Origin of the sequence: Chryseobacterium antibioticum (genome assembly GCF_012927325.1) — a bacterium.
GTDB classification, from domain to species: Bacteria; Bacteroidota; Bacteroidia; order Flavobacteriales; family Weeksellaceae; genus Chryseobacterium; species Chryseobacterium antibioticum.
Map to the genome: position 1 here is coordinate 19,729 of NZ_JABBGI010000036.1, position 21,836 is coordinate 41,564.

Here is a 21,836-nt window from a genome sequence, read left to right on the forward strand (position 1 = left end):
TTAGTAATATTTAATGATAAAAACTGAATAACCAAAACAAAACACATAGGAAATTAAAACACAATATATTTTGAAAAAATATTTATTATTCGTCATCCTGTTTTCCTGTAGCTTACTATGGGGACAGCAAAATGAAAAAGACAAAACCATCATCCCTCATATACGTCTGAAAGCGGATGCTAAGAAAGACCGTATTTCTTTACGATGGGCAGTAGACGAACCTATATCTTGGCAAAAAGCCAATAAAATTGGATTTTCATTAAAAAGATTCACCCTTTCCCGTGACGGAAAAGTTCTTCCGAAAGCAGAAGAAAAAGACTTGGGAATTTTTAAACCTGCTTCCGAAAATGAATGGAAGAAGATTGTCGAAAAAAATGATAATGCAGCCATTGTTGCACAATCACTTTTCGGCGATAGTTTCGAGGTAGAAATGGGAGAGAAGCAGGGTAAGCTTGAAGGTGTCGTTAATAAATCTCAGGAAGTTGAGCAGCGGTTTGCTTATGCATTAATGGCTGCCGATCTGGATTTTGAAGTGGCAAAACTGGCGGGTTGGGCTTACACAGACACCAATGTGAAATCTAATGAAAGATATCTTTATACCGTAAGTATCAATACTTCCGAAGGAACCTTGTTAGTACAAAAAGGAGATGCCTTAGCGGCCGTTTCATCAAATAATGAGCTTCCTAAACCCCTTGATTTTATCGGAATATTTAAAGATAAAACAGTTACCCTTTCATGGGAATATTTACAATTGAGAGATACATATACAGCCTATTATGTTGAGAAATCTCAGGATGGAGCCAGCTTCAAATCCTTAGGGGATCTTCCTGTGATGAACATGAATGACAACGATGGAAGACAGGTACAAGGAATGACCTTCGTGGATTCTCTGGCTCAAAATACGTCCACATTCAGCTACCGTATTCGCGGAAAGACAATCTTTGGAGACTATGGTCCTTATTCCGATGTTGTTTCAGGAGCAGGAAAGAAAAACCTTGAGGCAACACCAAGAATCTCAGATTTTATTATCGATGAAAATGAAGAGATTAAACTGGAATGGGAATTTCCTCAGGAAGATGAAAAAAATATTGCTTCGTTTGAATTATTACATTCCGAAACAGATCTGCAGAACACCTATAAAGTTATTAAAAACAAGATCCCGGTGAGCAGCAGAAGCATAATTACAAAAAGTTTAGCGCCATCCAATTACTATAAGGTACAGGCCATTGGTAAGGCTGGTGATAAAAGAGAATCGTTCTCTGTTCTTGCCCAGCCTAATGATACAACACCGCCGGAAACGCCACTACAGTTTGAAGGGAAAATAGATTCACTGGGAGTAGCCCATCTGAAATGGAAAGCCAATACTGAAAAAGATCTGGAAGGCTACCATATTTTCAGAGGAATACAAAAAGGGGATGAATTAGTCCGTCTTACTCCTCAGGCCATTACCAAAAATCATTTTGAAGATAAGATCGTTTTAGAAAACCTTAACTCGAAGGTATATTATTATGTAACAGCAACAGACAGAAGAAAAAATCAGTCCACACCATCAGTCATTCTTGAATTGGAAAAGCCTGATAAAGTGAAACCTCAAACTCCGGTCTTTACAGAATATAAGCTGGAAGATGATGGGAAAATTACCATTAACTGGATGAGAAGCCATAGTGATGATGTTGAAGTTCACCAATTATTCCGTAAGGCGAAAGATGATGCTGACAAAAGCTGGAAAATGATTTATGAGACTAAAGATATAAAGCCGGACTATACGTACACCGATAAAGAGGTAGAAGCAGATAAAAGCTACACGTATTATTTGTTGGCCATTGATAAAAGTAAGCTAATGTCGGATAAATCTCAGGAAATGACACTCAGAAGTAATAAAATTGAAGCTTTATCAATATTGACCAATCTTTCAGGTTCAGCGAACAGGAGTAAAAAACAAATTGAGCTTAATTGGAAGATCAATGGGAAAGATACCGGAGAGATTTTAGTATACCGGCAGAGAGGATCAGAGAAGCCTTCGCTATGGGGAACATTAACAGGGGCTCAAAACTTCCTGGAAGATCAATCGATTCAGGTAGGAAATTCATATACCTATTTATTAAAACCAATGTTAAAAAACAATCAGGTTGCCAAGACTGAAAAAATCACAGTTGAATATTAAAAACACACAAGATGAAGAAATTTTTATTTTTACTATTGGTCACAGCCAGTACTTTTCTTTGGGGACAGGCAAATGTGACCGGGAATGCTCAGTATAAGCTTTCCCTGAATGGATATGTGGGACTTTCCGGTTCCCAAAGTTGTGGAACATTCAGAGGGCTGCAGTGGATTTCTGTATTCCATCAAAATGGCAACAGACAGGATATTTTTGGGACCTACAACGTTAGAGGGGAAGAATTTTATAACGCAAATATACAGTATGATAATATTTTCTACACCAAGCAGAATCGAATAACAAGTTTAAACATTCATACAACCAATAGAAGGGCATCAGCCCAGTGCCCATCTTTTGAAAATGAGGGACGCCCAAATATTTCAGTTTGTATGAACAGGTATTATGATTTTACAGAGTTTGATGATATTGAGCGACCAGATAGACAGATACCCGGGAATGTTACCATAAAATCTGTACCCTATGTTACACTGAATACTCCTGCAGGAAACAATGTAAATATATCAAGTGATGAATTTTTAACAATTACTTTACCGGATAATATTGATAATCAATACTATAACTGGGAATATTCTGTAGGTGATGTTAATAACTTTGTGCCTTTTCCTGCGCCATATAATCAGGTTGCTGTTCTTAATTTGAGAGGGAAAGATTTTCTTACAGATAATGATTTTGGAAAAATAATATACGTCCGTATGAACATGAGTAATTGTACAAGTGTTCCTACTACTTCAAATGTAATTGCATTTACCTATTATAAATCTGCTCCTCATATACTTTCAAGTACGGTTACACCAACGCGATGCTCTGACACTTCAGACGGAAGTGTTACTTTAAATTTTGACCGTACACTTTTATCAGGGGAAACTTTAAAAATATCATTGGTTAATACAGTGACTGGTGGTGCAATTCAATTGCCTAATAACGGAAATATTACCGCTGATTTACAAACGGCTACATCATACATCTTACAAGATCTTCCTCCGGGGACTTATAAGTTGGATATGTTAGGGACTTATGGAACCAATGCAACCTATACCGACAGCCCAAGCCACACAATTAATTTTGAGATAACAAAACCCACTCCGGTTACTTTTTCCATGACTTCACAAACCAATGTGTATTGCTTTGAAGGGAGTGACGGGATTATTGCCTTAACAGCCGGAGGAGGGCAGAATCAGTTCCAGTATCATGTTTTGAAAGATGGACAGTTATTTTTAGACTGGACTAATTTCAGTAATGGAAATAATACTTCTATACAAAATCTTGCAGCCGGCGTTTACAAAATAAAAGTAAGAGATTCCAATCTTTGTGTAGCTAAGGAAAATGGAAATGAAAAAGAAATTACAGTGACCATTACACAGCCTTCTCAGGCTATTGCCATTCCTACTGCTGAGATTGAGATTTCACAGCCTACAGGATATGGTCTAAGTAACGGCTATATTTCTGTGAGAGTTATAGGAGGAACACCTAATACCGACGGATCTTACAATTTCGAATGGAGAAAAGACAGTCCTACAGGTACCGTAATAAGTACCGGAATTACGACTGATTTGGTGAATAACCCTTATACCATTAAGGTAGATGGGCTTCCGGCCGGAAACTATTATCTGACCGTAAAAGATAAAAACTATGCTAATGCCACAAGCCAGTTAGGAAACTGTGGAATTATCTCTCAGGAATTTATCATGCCCCAACCGCAGCCTCTTGTCGTTGCTATTCAGGTTGACCAACAGATATCCTGTAATATTACAAACAATTATCAGTTTAAACCGGATTTAGATAATAATGGTGTTCCGGATGAAGCGGAAGACGGAATCCTTAAAGCGATTGTTACGGGAGGGGTCGGAACCTATTCTTATCAGTGGCAAAAATCAAATGGCGGACTTTTCCAGGATATTGCCGGAGCCACACAGTCTACGCTGGGAAATCTTACAACAGGAACCTATAAAGTACTTGTAAAAGATACCAATAACAATACGGCTGATACAGAATATACGTTCGTATTTCCTGCAGAACTTGCGATAACCCTTTCTGCCAATACCATAGCATGTTACAATCAAAGCAGCGGCCAGGTTTCCGTTACGGCAACAGGAGGTACGGGAGCTTATAATTACCAGTGGAACACCAATGATACTACACCTACTGTTACAGGATTGTCGGCAGGTAATTATTTTGTGTTAGTTAACGATGCTAAAAACTGTAAAGTAAGCGGAAGCGTCCAAATTCAGGGGCCAGATCAGTTATTAATTAATGATTTATCCGTGCAGAACCCGATATGTTTTGGTGCCAATAACGGTGAAATTAAAATAGAGGTTTCAGGAGGAAAAGCTCCATACAATATCGTTTGGTCAAATGGAGTAACAGGACTGAATAATACATCAATTCCTTCAGGAGTTTATACTGTTACAGTCACAGATGCCAATGGATGCAGTATTTTCAGAAATTACACGCTAACAGATCCAGCGCAGCTTATTGTAGATTTAGGAAAGGATATTACATTATGCTTAGGAGACACCCAGATTTATAATGTGGCGATCAGTGATCTGGCAGCAACCTATCAATGGAAAGATCAAAATGGAAATATAATTTCTACAAATCCGTCAATTACTTTATCTAATGCGGGAACTTATACTGTACTCATTACAGACTCTAAAGGGTGTACAGCTACTGACAGCGTAATAATTAAAAACTCTTCAGAAGTTTTGAATCCGCAATTTATGCTGACCACTCATGCTTACAGAGAAGCAACAGTAGTATTGGTCAATACATCTCCAACTCAGCCTCAGACTGTAGAATGGGTAATTCCTGATTCACCGGATATCCAGGTTATTAATAAGACAAAGGATTTCCTGGAATTAAAATTCGCAAAAATTGGTTCTTATGAAATGGGTCTGAAAGGAACTCAGGGAGCGTGTGAGAAAACCTTCTATAAAAAAGTGTTAGTGGAAGAAAATACTTCAGGAGTAAACCTGAATCCTGAAAAAGCATCTAATGTAAGGGAATTTACCATTCTTCCCAATCCAAATAACGGAGTGTTTAAAGTATTGGTAGGTCTGGAAAAAGCAGCCATTATTAATATTAGAATTATTGATATGATATCACATGAAGTATATCCTGCTACAAAATTGACTCCGTCAACCTATTTTACCGTACCATTCAATACATCGCTTCCGGGCGGATCTTACCTGATCATACTCGAAACAGGTAATGAGGCATTGGTAAAGAAAATGCTTGTACAATAATAACCATGACAAACTAAAAAACAACAGATGAAATTTTATAAGAATCTAAAAACAATATACTTCCTTCTTTTTGCTGTACTCGCATTTGTACTCAATGCGTGTGCAGTGGAAGAAAGTATTCCGGTAGAGGCTGATTTTAGCATAAAAGTTGTCAATAATGACTATTCTGTGCCTGTAAAAGTGGAAATTACCAATAAATCAACAGGAGCGGAGACGTACCAGTGGTCATTTGAAGGAGCTACCGTTACAAGTTCGACCGAGAAAAGTCCGCAGCCTATTACATATGCCAGTCCTGGAGCGTACAAAATAAAATTAAAAGCCTCCAATAAAGATGGAAATGTTGATGAAAAGGAAATAGAAGTAAAAGCCGATGCTTCCATGAATGTAGATTTCGAATGGCAGATGCAGGGAAGCGATATTTCTCCGGTAACCTTACAGATGATAGATAAGTCATTGGGAGCTACGCAATATCTGTGGGAATTTGAAGGCGGTAATCCTGCAACATCAAATGCACAAAATCCAAATGTAGTATTTACAACTCCGGGAGATCATGTGATTAAACTGACCATTTCCAATGGACTGGAAACCTATTCAACCCAGAAAACAGTAACGGTAAAGCCTGCAATGACAGTAGATTTTAACTGGACTGTCGATCCTATTGATAATGATTATCAAGCTCCGGTATTATTACACTTGAATAATATGTCGACTAATGCCTTTACATATGAATGGATCATTGCTGGTGCAAATCCTTCAGCTTCCACATCGGCAAGTCCTGATATCAACCTGCCGTCGGCGGGAACGTATACCATTATTTTGAAAGCAACGAATGATAAAGAAACTAAGATATTACAGAAACAGGTAACCGTTTTACCGGATAGTAATTTACTGTCATTTTCAGATATTAGATTAGGAATTAATACAGCCCATTCTACTGTTGGATGTTTCTTTTCATCTAATTTAGGAACGGTATTGAAGCAAAGTGATGTAAATGCAGGAAATGGTTCCAAAATAGATTTTGCTTTTTTTGGATTGAATTCCTCCTTCATGTACAATCAGTTTGTATCGCCGGATGAAGTTCAGAATACAGGATTTATGGCTATTCCTAATGCCACCCACTCTAAAATTATCAATTCACAGGAACTGGTTGGGACACAGCTTTCTCCAACTGGTTTTGATACTTTAGACTCAGGAAATGATTTTAATACCATTACCGTAACAGAAACCAATGCCGGAAAATCACCTTTCAATAATTCTGTTGTTCCTAGGATTATCCTGTTCCAGACAGCAGATGGCAGAAAAGGAGCTGTTAAGGTTAAAAGCTTTGTTGAAAACGGTTTAAGCTCTTATATTCTGGTAGATATTAAAGTTCAAAAACAGCCTTAATTTATGAAGAAGATCTATATAAGAAGTTTTGCACTATCTCTATTTATTTCTGCAGGCACAATATATAAAGCACAGGAGGTAGACTTGGAAAATTTGGGGAAAAGGACAATGGAGGAGCTCAAAAAGAACCCTTTTAAAATAAGCGGTGGAGTTTCTGCTAATTCTGTTTTTTACAGCTCCAATGTGTATAATGGAAGAGCTCCGTTTACTTATTTCCTAAATGGAAATCTTAATCTCGGTTTGTATCGGTGGTCAATGCCTATATCGTATAGTTTGACTAATCAAGGGAGCCAATTAGGGTATCAGGTGCCGTTTAAATTCAACAGAATAAGTATTGCACCCAAATATAAATGGATAAAGGCATATATCGGGGACGCTAATATGACATTTTCCCCTTATACATTTAACGGATTGTTATTTACAGGTGCCGGTTTAGAGCTGAACCCTAATATGCCTCTTAAAGTAGCTTTGATGACAGGAAGGCTTAATAAAGCTATTGAAGATGATGGAAATCCGAATACGATTCCGGCTTACAAAAGAATGGGATATGGTACGCATTTGAGATGGGAGAAAGAAAGATATAAATTAGGATTGATTGGCTTTTATGCAAAAGACGATGTAAATTCTTTGTCAGTAGCTCCGGATACAAAAGGAGTATTGCCGCAGGAGAATCTGGTATTATCTATGACAGGAAGTTTTATGATTGATAAAAACCTGGAAGTATTCGGGGAATATGCCAATACCGCTTTGGTTAATGATCTGAGAGCAACTGCTGATGGTGCAGAAAAAAAGGGATTGGCAGCCGGGTTTCTTTCCCCTAATTCATCTATGGAAAACTACTCAGCATATAACGGAGGGGTAAACCTTAAGCTTAAAAAAGGAATGGTGGGAGTAAAATATGAAAGAATAGATCCGGGATATAAAACATTGGGGGCCTATTTTTTTAACAATGATCTTGAAAATATTACCCTTAATTCTTCTTTCACATTATTGAAAGATAGGCTAGCACTTTCTGCTAATGTAGGAAGGCAAAGAGACAATCTGGATAACCAGAAGATTAAGCAAACCAGCCGTTGGGTTGGGGCTGTTAATGCAAACCTGAAAGCATCAGATAAATTGATGATTACAGCGAGTTATTCTAACTTTACCATGTTTACCAATAAGCAGCTTAACCAATTTAATACTATTAATAATAATCCCCTGCTTATTCAGCAGCCAAAAGATTCGATAGATTATAAGCAGATTTCACAGAATACCAATATTAATGTTAATTATATCATTTCCAGCAGCAAGGAAAAAGTACAGAATATCAATATCAACTATTCCTTAAACGAGATGGTTAACAGAGAAAATGGTATCGTAAGAAGAGGAGGGATATCAAGATTTCATAATGCTAATGCTAATTATAGTTTGGGTTTTCCGGAAAAGAAAATGAATATTGCTGCCTCTGTTAATTTTACCCATATGTATGCGGCTTCTCAAGTATCAACGATTTGGGGGCCGGCATTAACAGTTACAAAGGCTTTTCTTAAAGAAGATAAATTGAAAACGAGTTTTGGAGCATCTTATAACCATTCAGGAAGTTCAACGGCAAATATCAATGTGATGAATTTCAGGCTGGGAGCTAATTATATGCCGTGGAAAAAACATAGCTTTGATCTTGCTTTTATTCAGATGTTCAGAAATACAGATCAGGTCATTGAAAATCCCAATTTAAATGAAATGACCTGTACGGTAGGATATAATTATAGTTTTTAAAAGTATAAAAGATTCAATAATTTTAAAGAAAAGTGAGGTCTCGTGGTAAACTTCCCTGTTGGCTGTATGCTAAAGAAGTTTTAGTGTATTAGAGTGTATTTTATATTTATTAACTGTTTGAAAAAGGGAAAGTCTTCAAAAACAGGGAAGTTTACCAGGTAACCGAAAAGGTCACCATTACTTTGAGAGAATTTGTCTTATTTTGATATATGATCAAAAAAATAACCCCTCAAATTGTACAATTTGAGGGGTTTTGTTAGAAATTGTTTAATTTCCAGTGGTTTCTCCAGGAATATATGTTTTCTTTCTTGTCGCCTTTTAATAAAGGTTTTAAGAAAATTAATTTTATTAGGTAACCTAATATTCCACCTTTGGAAATTGGACAATTTTTTTCAAATTGAATACTGTAAATATATAAACTTACTAGTTATTGAGCAATTTTAATTGATAGAATTGAAATATTATGAGCCGCAGAGGTAGGTTTCCTATCTATTTTTTTGATGATAAATTTAGGTTCTAATATAATTAAATGTATCAAATTTTATTTTTTAGTAGACTGCCAAATTTCTTTACTATAAAGGGTAAATTGAATTGTAAGTCAAATAATATTTCCGTTTTTTAGAGTTGGTACATTCAATTATATTGTTCTCTGCTTATATTACCGACTAATTTTTGTATTGAAAGTAGAATTAACCTTAATTTTGTCGGTGATCGTCTGCTGCAATTTACACTAATTTGCTATTCGGTTCACTTATATCTTTTTCTTAATTGTAAAAATATTTTTCATATCAGGCCATTAGTCTCTTCATATTCAAATTCTTCTGTAAAGATTCCTAAAGTGTACTGTCATATTCTTACAATTTCTCCCAAAGAAATATACTGTTGACCTATATATCTTTGTGTAAGGAGTTAACATAATAAAATTATTCTTTTTTATTTGAATTATAATTTTATATTTGTAATCATAAGGAGAAGTTAAACAATGTATATATAACCTTCGGGGTACCATTATAGAGGCTAGAAATCCTTTCTTCTCCTTTTTTTCAAAAAAACAATAAAATGATAACCAGAAAAAAGTTCTTATCCTTAAGTTCTTTAGGGATTTTCTCATTGCTATTTCCCAACCTTTTATTTACAAGAAGGAAATCTGAATATATTTTGTCTGATTTAAATACATTATTAAAATCAGCATCTAATCTTAGAAAGCAAAAAAAATATAATCAGGCAAATCAAATCTATCAGCAAATTATAGTCCAATATCCCAATGATATTAGAGCATATGATGGGATGAGAAAAATTTTACTTTCCCAAAAAAACAAAGAATGGCAGGTTATACTGATGTTTAAATCGGCATTACTTTTAAACCCAAATAATGTTGAATTCAAACAACGTCTTTATAAGGAATATCTCCGTGCTGCCCTAGGAAATAAAAAGATCAAAAATCTTATTAATTTCGGTGGACGATTATTATCTGAAGTAAAGCAGAAGTATGAAAACTTTGTCCAAACCCAACCAAATAATAAAAATTTACAAAAACAATATATTAGGATTAATAAGCTTTTAGAATGGAATGCAGATACTCAAAATCCTAATCAAAATTTAGCTCTCAGAACCTACAAAAAACAGCAATATAAAAACTTTAAAAATAGATTTGATTCACTAACAGCAACACAACTCGAAGCAAAATTAAACAAATTATTAGCAAAACCTTATTCAAAAGATAGAAAGCAACATATCCGGGAGCTCTATAAACATTCTTTTAAAAAGCTTCGAAAAAATAAAGAGAATTCACAAGCTCTTGATAAAGCGCTAACTTATTATAATACTATAGATAAAAATGATCCTTTATTTTTAAAATATATCCGGGATTTGTCAAAATACCAAAAAAAACATGATATTTTAATTTCCATTGAAACGCAGAATCATACCTTAAAAAATAATTTCTGGTCGGCTTTGGCTTTAATAGATGCCTACATTAGAAAAGCTGAGCATCAAAATTCTTCTATCCCTTCCAATGTTTCTCAATTAATATCATTTTTAGAAGCGGAAATAACTGCTCCTAATATGAGATTCGAGTTTAATACACGAAAAATAAAACTTGATATATTGGCAAATCAGCTTAACACTGCCAAAGATAAGATATTAAATCAATGTAAAGACATGTATGGAATATCAAATACACACTCCATTGATCGTATGAATATTTTGATTGCAGATTATTGTGTAAAAAGCGGAAATAATGAAGGGAAAAATAAAGTACTTAGCATAGCAGTTAATCCTCAGTCTTATATTGACAATTCTGATATGCTTATACAGGCTATGGCATTAATGAATCAGAATAGGAATTTTACAAAAAATATCCACATCGAAAATTTGCAAAAGTTAATCCATAAGTTATGAAAATGAAATTTATTATTTGTTTACTTCTTTTCATATCCACAAATTGGCTATACTCTCAAGTTATGATTACTGAGGTGTACACTAATACTCCAGACAATGAAATGCTCCGTTATAATAGAAAAGTCAACGGTGTACCTACCGGGGAAATTATTGATAAGAAAAAACATCATAGAGGGGAGTTTATTGAAATATATAATTTCAGTGATAAAGAAGTTAACCTTAAAAACTGGTATTTAAAAGACTTGCAAGGCATTTTTTGGTTTCCAGAAATAACAATTAAGAGTAGAAAGTTCCTAGTTATAGCATATAGTGTATTGCCTTACAATACTACACCTTTTACAGAACTATTTACTACTACAGCAGGTAAACAAAGTCAAATTATTTACCAGGATAAAATCTTGCTCAGAAACAAAAAAGACAAGATATCATTAGGTTATTCATTTAATGGATATACACTCCTTGAAAAAAGTGAATTTGTATGGGAGTTTTGGAATGAACCCAACTCTAATTACATTCAAAACATATGGTCAACACCTGCTGATTTTTATACGATTAAATCAATACAATACCATCCTGATCCACAAACTACGATGGATCCTAATGCTCCCCAAACAATTGATACTTATAATTACACAGCTACCCCTAATCCTTTAGAAGCAGAATATATTCCTGATATGGAAAGTTACGATGAAATAGTGAAGGAAGATTTTCAACAGAATTATTCCTTTTTGGATTGGAGTGATAATGTTAACTTTCTAGTCAATAAACTTTGTCCTATTACTATTGAAAAAATTTCACAGTCTCCTTCTGGTTCGTTTACCGGAAATGGGGGAGCCTGCTTTTCGTATGATAGTGCAGGAAATCTGATTGCTGGTTCAAATTGCGGAAGCAGCAGTACTCCTCCTGTCGGATCCTCAGGGCTTACTACAGATGAATTAGAAGAGATTAAAAACAATATTACTATATATCCTAATCCTACAAAGGCATCCGATCAATATAATGTTACGATCACATGGAGTGGTCCGGCCTTGGGAAAAATTCAAAGTTTACAGGTTTTTAATGCTACAGGGTTATTAGTATACAATTATACTCCAGGAATCAATACAACTTCCTGCAGTTTGCAAAATCAGCTTCCAGGATCATTCGTAGCAAATTTTATCTTAAATACCGGACAGGTAGTTTCTAAAAACATTCTAAAATGGTAATTTCACAAATGAGACTAAAAATATTTTCTTTATTTACATTTTTTATACTGTTTTCATTGTTCCCATCCCAACAGATTCAGGAAATTTCATTGCAATACAGTACTTCCGGATATTCTGAGAATTCTACTTCAAATCAAAAAACATTCCCTTCTGTATTGGTACCTTCAGTTAATGCAGAAATGAGTGTGAGTGAATCGGGGGCATTTACCTATGCTCTTCCAATAGAAGTAATAAAAGGGTTAAATGGATTACAACCTAATGTAGCGTTAGTATACAATAGCCAAAATGGTAATGGGCAATCAGGTTGGGGATGGAACATTGTTGGGCTTTCCACTATTACACGTGGAGGAAAAAGTAAAGAAATTGACGGGATTACAATTGGCAGCCAGTTTAATGATACAGACCCTTATTACCTGGATGGGCAAAGATTAATTAAGATAAACGCTACTGAATTTACTACAGAAAAGTTTTCTAAGGTTAAAATTAGCAAGCCTGCATCTGGAGAGTTTCAGTTTATCATTCAATATACCGATGGCAAAATTGCCAAATATAAAGAGTTGGTAACTGGGCAATTTTACATCTCTTCATTAATTGATTCTTTTAATAATGAAGTGCATTATTCTTACCAGGTAGAAAATAATGTTCCTTTAGTTACCAAGGTTTCTTATGGTGGAAATAGTCCTGTCAATGATAAGTTTTATGTTAATTTTATTTATAAAGCCAGACAAAAAAACATAGAAATATTCAGAAAAGGGATTTCTTATATCACATCAAAAGTTCTTTCTGAAATCAATACAGGATCTTCTTATAATCCTTTGTACAGAAAGTATACACTATCTTACGATTTTGTTGAAGATAATAGTGTAGAAAGGTTAAGAACTATTCTTGTCAATAATGAAAATGGGGAAAGTTTAAAACCTCTTAATTTTAATTATAATACATCTAATGCAGGAACCGTTAAAGTTACCGGAAATACACAGTCTAAGCTTAGTTATTCTACTACAGGATTAGGAAGTGTGACTATGGGGGACTTTTTGCAGAATGATATTGAAAAAATACAACCTGTTTTCCAGGAAAGACTTAATAATGGGTATAACTTAAAAATTGGTACACCTTATTCTTATACCAATGTAACTAATATTACTACCAATAATTCAGGAACCTTATTGTTTTCAGGCAAAGTATTGGACCTGAATAATAGGATCACTGAAAAAGATCAGTTAATTATTGTTAACGAAACATCAGTAGGGACTGCTGATCTTGACAATCCAAATAATTCTTCCAATCAGCAATTGAAAGATGAGATTATTTTTGAAATTAAGAATCTTATTACCGGAGATCAAAGAAAAGTAACAGTTCCGGTAAAAGGAGGGTTGGTTGAAGTGCAAAACTATGTTTCACCTGACCCTTATGACAATTACAATTCCGGAATATATCAAACTACCTATACAAGAGATGAGACAAGAAGAGAATATGTACAAGGCGATTTTAACAATGATGGCCTTATCGATTTCTTAATCATAGAGCCACAAAATTTCACGAGAGGCAACAGAATCTATTGGGCAGAAATAGGAAAACAAAATGCTGGAGCGTCTGTACAGCTAAACCCAGTCATTTTAAGTGAAGCTTTAAATATTTCAAGTAGAGATATTTATCCCATTGAGTTTGATGGTGATGGACTTCCTGAATTGTTAGCTATAGATAAGTATGGTGCTAAGTACTCCGTCTATAAAATCAATTTAGAGAATAATACTATTGGCACCCTTATTTCTGATCAATCCCTTTCAAATTTTGGGACGAAAACGCCTCTTTTTTTAGGAGATTTTAATGGTGATGGCCTTACGGACTTCTTAACACCCCAAACTGTATATGAAATCCCTGTGGACGATAATTCCGGACTGAAGCTTGGTGATACATATTATAGGATGCAGACAGAAACACTGCTTTGGTGGAAATATACAGGGAATGGAGTATCTTTTATAAAGAATCAGGAAGATTATACTCAACAAAAAATAGCTTATTTAAAGCCATCTCAAAGCAATTACATAAAAAGATCTACTTTTTGGCAAAAATTCTGGAACGGACAACCGGATGAATATGAGTATACCAGATATTCCACTCATAATATTATTGTAACCGACTTTAACAATGACGGGCGATCAGATATTATTACCCTGGATAAAATAGGTAAAGCAAAATATAGTGCTAATGGATCTTTAGCAATGGTCAATATAGATAATTTACCCAATATACTATCTAGAAAAACGGGTCCACTTACCACAACACAATTTATTTCTTCACTAGTTAATATGGTAAATTTTTATGAAAATAAGAATTTACAAGGGGGAACTTTTCAACAACTATCATCGTTTCCTATAGAAAGCAATAAGATCTCTCCATTATCACTTATTGTTTCTGCTACCAATTTTGACTATTTAAATATGTCAAAATCCGGAGCATATATTTATGATCCTCTTGTCGGTCAATCTACCAGTATTACGATAGATAACAGCAACTTTTTAGAAAAGCAGATACAGGAGGTAAATAACGGGACTGATGTTTTACAGAAAGTTGACTACAGGAATATGGTTCCGAAAGATAATTTTTCAACAGATAAGGGTGAGCTTACTTATCTATATAAGTCACAGGATTACCTTAAATACCCTTACTATGTTCATAAAACCAATGCTGCTCTTTACCTGGTCAATAAGATTCATACTAGTTTTGATAGCAAAATATTAACAAAAGAGTATCGTTATGAAAACGGAATACAGCATTTAGAAGGGAAGGGATTTCTGGGTTTCCAGAAAACATATTCTAGTGATGCATATGAAACGGAAATAAAGGGAGGAAAATATATTAATAAAAATCCTGCAAAAGCAGTATTTTGGAAGATAGATACCAGAGCTCCCGAAATGGATAATGCAGTGGTAAAATCCACTTATGGAGGAATCAACAAATTCTTTACAGAAAATATAACGACAAACAAAAAGTTTGATAAGGGAAATCACCAATATCTTATCTTAGCTACTGACGAAGTGTCCAAAGATTATCTCAAAAAGATTACAATCAGTAAAAAATATATCTATGATGAAACTGATGATTTAAAACTCAAGTCTGCAGAGACTGATTTCAGTGGTGTAGGATCATCAATATCCAAATATATTTATAAACAGGCATTTTCTAACGGGGACCATAATTTCTATGGAAAAATTGCATCTGTAGAAGGCATAACTTATAAAGATGGATTATCTTTTACCACTAAGAATGAATCTGAATATTTTACGAATGGAAATGTTTCTGAAGTAAGGAAATATGGAAACCAACCTAATGCTACTCCTGTAATAACATCATATACATATGATAATGTTGGAAACCTAAAGACTGAAACATTATCTGCTACAGGAATTACTCCACAAACGACCACATATGATTATGATGTTACCAATAGGTATGTAAACAAAACCACCACTGCGGATGGATTATTCTCTACTGCTATTATTAGTACATTAGGACGAACCGACTCAGAAGTTTCTCCATTGGGAGTTACAACTTCCTATACCTATGATTCTTGGGGAAATATCACGGAAATTACTGATTTCCTAGGAAAAAAGACAACGATCTCAAAATCTGTTGCCGATGCTTCTACAGGAGGTATATATAATCTTCATAAAAAGAGAGATGGTGGAACGGAAACTATTGTGACTTTTGACAAGTTCGATCGGGAAGTTCAGTCTAGAACCCAGTCTATTAATGGGAAATGGACTGTAGTAAAAACTGAATATGACATTTTAGGAAGAAAAATCAGATTTTCAGAACCTTTTTACGAGGGTGAACCCGTAAGATGGAACTCCATAGAATATGATGAGTTGAATCGTCCGATAAAAAATACTGATTTTAATGGCCATTATATCATAACATGCTATGAAGGACTGAAAGTAACGGTAGATGATCTTGTAAGCAAAAAAAACTCAAAAACCTTGGATGCGATGGGGAATACTATCAGATTTCAAGACCATGGAGGTGTAATTAATTATTTCTATTATCCTAACGGGGCATTAAAAGAAACCAATTATGAAGGAATAAAAACAACCTTTGAAATTGATGGATGGGGTAGTAAAACAAAGATCACAGACCCTTCTGCGGGAATCTTTACTTATGAATATGATAATCTAGGTAGGATAACTAAGGAAACCACGCCTAAAGGTTATACATTGTATACTTATGATAATCTGGGAAGACCTCTTACAGAAAAAGTTTATGGCAATACCCCTGCTGAAAATACCAATATTGAAAAAACATATACCTATAATGGACAGACCAAGCTTCCGGAAACCATTACAGGAGTAAGTAATGGAAAGACATTTACTTATACTACATACTACGATCAATACTTCCGTATAAAAGGTAAAAAAGAACAAACCCCGGATTTCACCTATACATCATCTACTACCTTTGATTCTTTTGGAAGAGCAGATGTAGTAAGTATGTCCACCACTATTGCCAACCCTAATTACACCTCTAATTCCTCGGTTAAGAACGTATATGATGCTAATGGAATTCTGGTGCAGCAAAATGATAATGAAAACGGGACCATGGTGTGGCATCTTTCTGATGTAAGTGCCAGAGGGCAGACTAAGCAGCTGGAGTATGGTAACGGATATACTTTGGTTAATCAATATTATGATCTGGATTATTCGCTTTTCAATATCAAGCATCAAAATACCAATAATGGGAATGTTGCGTTGGATATGGATTATAATCATAATACCACACAGGGTATTCTGAACTTCAGAAGAAATAATATTTTTGGAAAAAAAGAAGATTTTACCTATGATTTATTGAATCGGTTACTTACGGAAGCTGTAAATGGTGTAATCACTAATCAGTATACCTATGATAAGAGAGGAAGAATTACTTCCAACACAGAACTTGGAAAGTACAATTACAATGAAAGTGATTATAAACTCAAGGGTATAGATTTCAATACTAACGGGCAAAATGTAAATGCACAAAGAGGCTTTGCTTCAGTTACTTACAATGCATTCAAAAGTCCACTTCAGATTACCCTTGCAGGAAAAGAAGATTTGAGTTTTGAATATAATATTCTCAAAACAAGATATTCCATGAAGTCTTCTGTTACCGGGCAGAATAAATGGTATTCTTCAGATTTTGCTGTTGAGATTACCAAAGAAAGTAATGGAAAAACACAGCTTGTTACTTATATTACAGGAGATCCGTATTCTGCAAATTATATTAAAAAGGAAATCCTGAACGGCGGAACTCTTACAGAAAATGGCAATTACTATCTGCACCGTGATAATATTGGTAGTATTCTTGCTATTTCTAAAACAGATGGTTCTGTAGTAGAAAAACGCTTCTTTGATGCCTGGGGAAATTTGAAAGGACTGATTAATGCTTCGGGACAGCTGATTACTGACCCTTCGACAATTAATAATTATACCATGTTCCTGGATAGGGGGTATACCGGTCATGAACATCTTTGGAGAACTGGACTTATCAATATGAACGCACGTTTATATGATCCTATTCTCAGAAAATTCTTGAGTCCGGATAATTTTGTACAAGATCCATTCAACACTCAAAATTATGATCGCTTTGGATATGTATACAATAATCCTTTGTTGTATGTAGACAAGGATGGTAATGAATTTATTTCCTTGGGAGTTGCAGTGGTTATTGGAGTAGCTGTGGCTATAACGACGAAAGCAATCATGAATATGATCAGCGGAATACCGTTTTGGTACGGAATGGGGAAATCTGCTGTAATGGGAGCTGTTTCCGGAGCTATCAGCTTTGGAATAGGTACGGCAGCTACTTCCATGTTTGGGCAGGGACTAAGCTTTGGTAAAGCTCTCTTTGAAGCTGGAGCACATGCCCTGAGCAGTGGAAATATGGCAGCAATGGGTGGTGAGTTTGGAGGTTCAGCATTTTTAAGTGGTGCAGTTTCTTCTATTGTTGCAAGTGGAATGCAGGGATTAGGGGGTATTGGTAATTTTGGAAATAAAAATCCAGATTTATTGAAAGCTATTATGATAACTACCGGAGGATTAAGTGGTGGTATCAGTTCAACTATTGCCGGAGGGAATTTCTGGGATGGCTTTAAGCAAGGGTTGATAACTAGTGGATTGAATCACGTGGTACATATGGGGTTTGCCGCTATAGAAGCCATAATAGTAAAAGATAAAATACAACAAATTTTAGAAAAAAATAACATTGATCCAAGAGGATTATCAACACAGCAAATTTTGACAAAATATAAGGAAATATTTAAAGAATATTGGGATAAGAGTGCCCAATGGGCAGAATTTGCAGATGCAAAAACTATTGCACAATGGGAAGGTAACGAATATAAAGGGTATTTAAGTTTAAACAATGGAATGATTCAAACGATTGGTGGAAATAAAGATTATGGTATAACAAATCCCATTAATGGAAAAGTTTTATTATCGACAGGAAGGAACAATTATAGTCTCGCCAGCACTTTTATTCATGAAATGGTACATTCTATTGATTTTGTATCTGGCTTACAGAGTTTTATGAATAATTTCCAATTTGGTCATGACTATATAGAATCCAGAGCTTATATGGAAGAAGCTAAATGGACAGGGGGCTATATTAATAGTATAGGACAAAATCATATTATTCGTTCTATGCAAGTGCACCTTTCACTTTTTAATTTTATACGATGAAAAATTTAATTTTAAAAACTTTGCTTATCATCACTTTACTTTTCAATATAAAAGTAACATCTCAAATATTGTTAAATAATGACTCCTGCTTTCAAATTTATTTGGATAAGGAAAATATGATAAATAATGCTCCTAATTATTATAATGCGAATTCTTTTATAATTAAGAATAATACAAATAAAAATTACATTATAAATACACGCGGATTTATTCAGAACTCAGGTATAGTTTATAGAAATGGAGAAATATTACTTCCTTATTTATTCTACCCTATATCTAAACCTGCAGATTGGGATGAAAAAGATTGTAAAGACAATATTTTATTAGTTCCTGCAAGAAAAAGTATTAGAGCAGTACTGCACATTTCCATTTTGAGGGGATGGTATAAAATCACAGATGATGCTAATTATATGGTTGATTTTGAAACGGAACATACTAAACAATCACCATATTATTATGGTTGTAAAAAATATGCAGATAGTTTAGTAAATAAAGGATATAAAATTTATGAAGGAACACTAAAAGGTAAAGTAAAACTAATTTCAAAGAAATAAAGAGGATTGAACTACGTAGTGCATATGATGGTTGATAATGTCCCGGTAGGAACTTATTCGCAAGAAAAGCAAACGTGGATGTGGAGTTGGTTCAATGACAGTTCTATTGAGAAGAGTAAATATAAATTTCTGATAGTCAAAGAGTTTGGAGTAAAAAATCAGTACGAAAAATTGCAGGAAGGAACTTTTCCAAGCGATGAATTCGATGGATGGGAACTGACATCAGTGTGCTTGGATTTTCTAAACGGAATAGGAGCTTATAAAGTCAACTCTGACCATTTGGATTTTTACATGGTTCTTACTGCTGTTGAAGAAAGAAATTCTAAAGATGTTCAACAATTTAGACAAAAAACGGTCGACTGCAACCAGCACGGCTATTCGCGACCAGGATTTGTCTGCCAGCATTTAGACTGTAAAACTGTAAGAGGTTTTCAGGAAGCCTTTGATACTTACAAAGGAATGGAATTGGCAGAAGATGACGACTTCCAAGCGTGGTGTGATGAGTGTGAAAAAGTAAGAGTTGAGCATGGTGAGTGGAATGAAGAATCAGAAAGCTTTGCACAAATTAAATTAGTTTGTGAGAACTGCTATTTTGAATTAAAGGAGTTTAATCAAATTTCTAATAATTAAGTTTTGCTCCATTTATATTTTTGGAGATCTGTGTTGGTAGCAATCTACAGTTTCAAAAGCCGATTTAGTGATTTATTTGGAAAAATTAAGCTTTAAAAAATTTGGTGATATCGAGAAAAAGGCCCTGATATCTGCGAGAAGAGAGAATAACGCTGTAAAACAGACCGGATTATTGGAGAATAGCTTTAGATTTTTAAAATAAGTGTTTTTATATCAAAATATTTTATATTTAACAAGCTTAATTTTTTATACTTTTAATATTTATTGACTCTCCTGCATTCATTGGGAGGGTCTTTTTTAATAATATAGCCTCTTTGAACTATCTATTGGTTTGCAGCAAAAGATGTTGGGGATATTTTACAGTATATTATTCTTTTATTAAAAATATTTTCACATTTCCTCACTAAATCTAGTTTGAAAAACGGGAGCTTGAAAAAATAGCTTAAAACGCTGTTTTAAAGCGTAAAAAGTCTTTCAAATAGAGTGTCAGCTTATTTTATTTTCTCAAATTTGTAAAAATACTTTGTATGTAAAAAGTAGTTCAGTATTTGATATCAAAAATTAAAATATATGAAAGTTAATTTGTTTGTGATTTTAAGTGTAATTAAATAGCTTCGATTTTTATAACCTCACTACTCATCACTTTTGTACATGCGTCATTCATGGTCTGCCTCACAGTAACTCTAATTTTATCATTCTTGGGAGTAGGGAATTTCATAAGATCAGAAATGTTTTTAAAACTAAAAGCTTTACAAAGTAAAGTTATATGACGAGTAGAATATTTATGCCTTTGAGTATAGGACTCTACATTACCTACAAATGATTTAGCCAACCCCATCTTTAAGCTTAGTTCTTCTTTATTCAACCCTACTGATTTTCTTAGAATTCTTACGTGATTAATAAGATCAAAGTCAAATTGTGTGATTTCAAAATTAAAAATTTTCTCCATTAAGTATATTTTTTTATCCAACCTGTTGGATATTTGAATTTTATTCTTATATTTGCTTTAGCGAATTGATTATTAACCTATAAGGGTTTAATAAAACGATGTCTTCTCGAGTCAAAACGACCAATTTTCCATCGAGAAACTCGTGAAATCGCTCCATGTCAAAAAGTTTCTTACTTTTGCATACGGCATGAGAGCGGTTCTCACGTATACTTTAGATGGAAACTTTAAACTTCGGTTTAGTAGTGGGTTTGGTCGCCCTTGACTCTAAAGTGTGGGACCGCTCCTTGCTTTTTTGCAGGAATTCTTCTCATATCTTAAAAGCATCGTTCCATATATAAAACTATATTTATGAGGACGACATTTTCAAACATTCTACTTATTTACCTCCGGCGTAGTCCGGCAGTATTACAGATTAAAAAAACTTACAGCTTTTTAGCAACACTGTCTGCAATAAAGTAAAAGGCAGGGTATAGCTCACTAATAACCGTCACACTCCGAGATTCCTTTAATAGTAAAAGGAAAGGCAGACTACGTTTTAAACTCACACCTTAAAAGTACTCGCTTTCTTTTAATTTTCCAAATTATTTTTCAGTACGAAGGGAATTTAGTACAAAAACATATTGTGAACGGTCTGCCCAATTAGAAGGCTAAAGCTGTTTGATTTATAGTTGATGAATTCTGATTGAATATTGTTACAATGGGGCGAAAAATCCATTGCGGCTTTACAGCTTTCACGGGGACACAAATTTCATTCATATTTCAATTGATGGGCTTAGGGCAGGAGGTTATGCTGTGTGCTTAGACTTCCTCCTGAGCCTTC

The 21,836-nt window shown here is 34.4% G+C and carries 10 protein-coding genes; 9 read left to right on the forward strand and 1 reads right to left on the reverse strand.

The window, feature by feature from the left end:
• The first annotated feature begins 70 nt into the window (after positions 1–70).
• The 9 genes from HHL23_RS20185 (at position 71) to HHL23_RS20225 (ending at position 20,067) form a co-directional block, all read left to right on the forward strand.
• Positions 71–2,164 carry a fibronectin type III domain-containing protein gene (locus HHL23_RS20185; RefSeq protein WP_169236546.1) on the forward strand — a complete coding sequence of 698 codons (2,094 nt, stop codon included), beginning with the start codon at positions 71–73 and terminating at the stop codon, positions 2,162–2,164.
• 11 nt (positions 2,165–2,175) lie between these two features.
• Entirely contained in the window at positions 2,176–5,421 is a 3,246-nt protein-coding gene (locus tag HHL23_RS20190) for a SprB repeat-containing protein (RefSeq protein WP_169236547.1), read from the forward strand.
• A 27-nt stretch (positions 5,422–5,448) separates the two neighbouring features.
• Complete coding sequence (locus HHL23_RS20195) at positions 5,449–6,807, forward strand: PKD domain-containing protein (RefSeq protein WP_169236548.1); 1,359 nt, start codon at positions 5,449–5,451, stop codon at positions 6,805–6,807.
• Between the two features lie 3 nt (positions 6,808–6,810).
• On the forward strand, positions 6,811–8,565 hold the full coding sequence (locus HHL23_RS20200; protein WP_228464891.1) for a TonB-dependent receptor: 1,755 nt from the start codon (positions 6,811–6,813) through the stop codon (positions 8,563–8,565).
• A 1,059-nt stretch (positions 8,566–9,624) separates the two neighbouring features.
• The gene (locus HHL23_RS20205) at positions 9,625–10,965 is read left to right on the forward strand and encodes a tetratricopeptide repeat protein (protein WP_169236549.1); all 1,341 of its coding nucleotides are present in this window, start codon (positions 9,625–9,627) and stop codon (positions 10,963–10,965) included.
• Positions 10,962–12,170: a lamin tail domain-containing protein gene (locus HHL23_RS20210; RefSeq protein WP_169236550.1), complete on the forward strand. Its 1,209-nt coding sequence runs from the start codon at positions 10,962–10,964 to the stop codon at positions 12,168–12,170. The genes HHL23_RS20205 and HHL23_RS20210 overlap by 4 nt, the downstream gene beginning before the upstream one ends.
• Before the next feature lie 8 nt (positions 12,171–12,178).
• Positions 12,179–18,883: an RHS repeat-associated core domain-containing protein gene (locus tag HHL23_RS20215; RefSeq protein WP_169236551.1), complete on the forward strand. Its 6,705-nt coding sequence runs from the start codon at positions 12,179–12,181 to the stop codon at positions 18,881–18,883.
• A complete protein-coding gene (locus HHL23_RS20220; RefSeq protein WP_169236552.1) occupies positions 18,880–19,437 on the forward strand; it encodes a hypothetical protein in 558 nt (185 codons plus the stop codon). Before HHL23_RS20215 ends, HHL23_RS20220 begins: the two co-directional genes overlap by 4 nt.
• Before the next feature lie 6 nt (positions 19,438–19,443).
• Positions 19,444–20,067: a DUF6882 domain-containing protein gene (locus HHL23_RS20225; RefSeq protein WP_169236553.1), complete on the forward strand. Its 624-nt coding sequence runs from the start codon at positions 19,444–19,446 to the stop codon at positions 20,065–20,067.
• A 604-nt stretch (positions 20,068–20,671) separates the two neighbouring features.
• Here HHL23_RS20225 and HHL23_RS20230 read toward each other — a convergent pair.
• Entirely contained in the window at positions 20,672–21,016 is a 345-nt protein-coding gene (locus HHL23_RS20230) for a hypothetical protein (RefSeq protein WP_169236554.1), read from the reverse strand.
• Positions 21,017–21,836 lie beyond the last annotated feature (820 nt).

Coding starts and splice junctions, on each gene's coding strand:
- HHL23_RS20230 (WP_169236554.1), bottom strand. CDS start 21,016: ATGGAGAAAATTTTTAATTTTGAAATCACACAATTTGACTTTGATCTT.
- HHL23_RS20220 (WP_169236552.1), top strand. CDS start 18,880: ATGAAAAATTTAATTTTAAAAACTTTGCTTATCATCACTTTACTTTTC.
- HHL23_RS20205 (WP_169236549.1), top strand. CDS start 9,625: ATGATAACCAGAAAAAAGTTCTTATCCTTAAGTTCTTTAGGGATTTTC.
- HHL23_RS20215 (WP_169236551.1), top strand. CDS start 12,179: ATGAGACTAAAAATATTTTCTTTATTTACATTTTTTATACTGTTTTCA.
- HHL23_RS20195 (WP_169236548.1), top strand. CDS start 5,449: ATGAAATTTTATAAGAATCTAAAAACAATATACTTCCTTCTTTTTGCT.
- HHL23_RS20190 (WP_169236547.1), top strand. CDS start 2,176: ATGAAGAAATTTTTATTTTTACTATTGGTCACAGCCAGTACTTTTCTT.
- HHL23_RS20210 (WP_169236550.1), top strand. CDS start 10,962: ATGAAAATGAAATTTATTATTTGTTTACTTCTTTTCATATCCACAAAT.
- HHL23_RS20200 (WP_228464891.1), top strand. CDS start 6,811: ATGAAGAAGATCTATATAAGAAGTTTTGCACTATCTCTATTTATTTCT.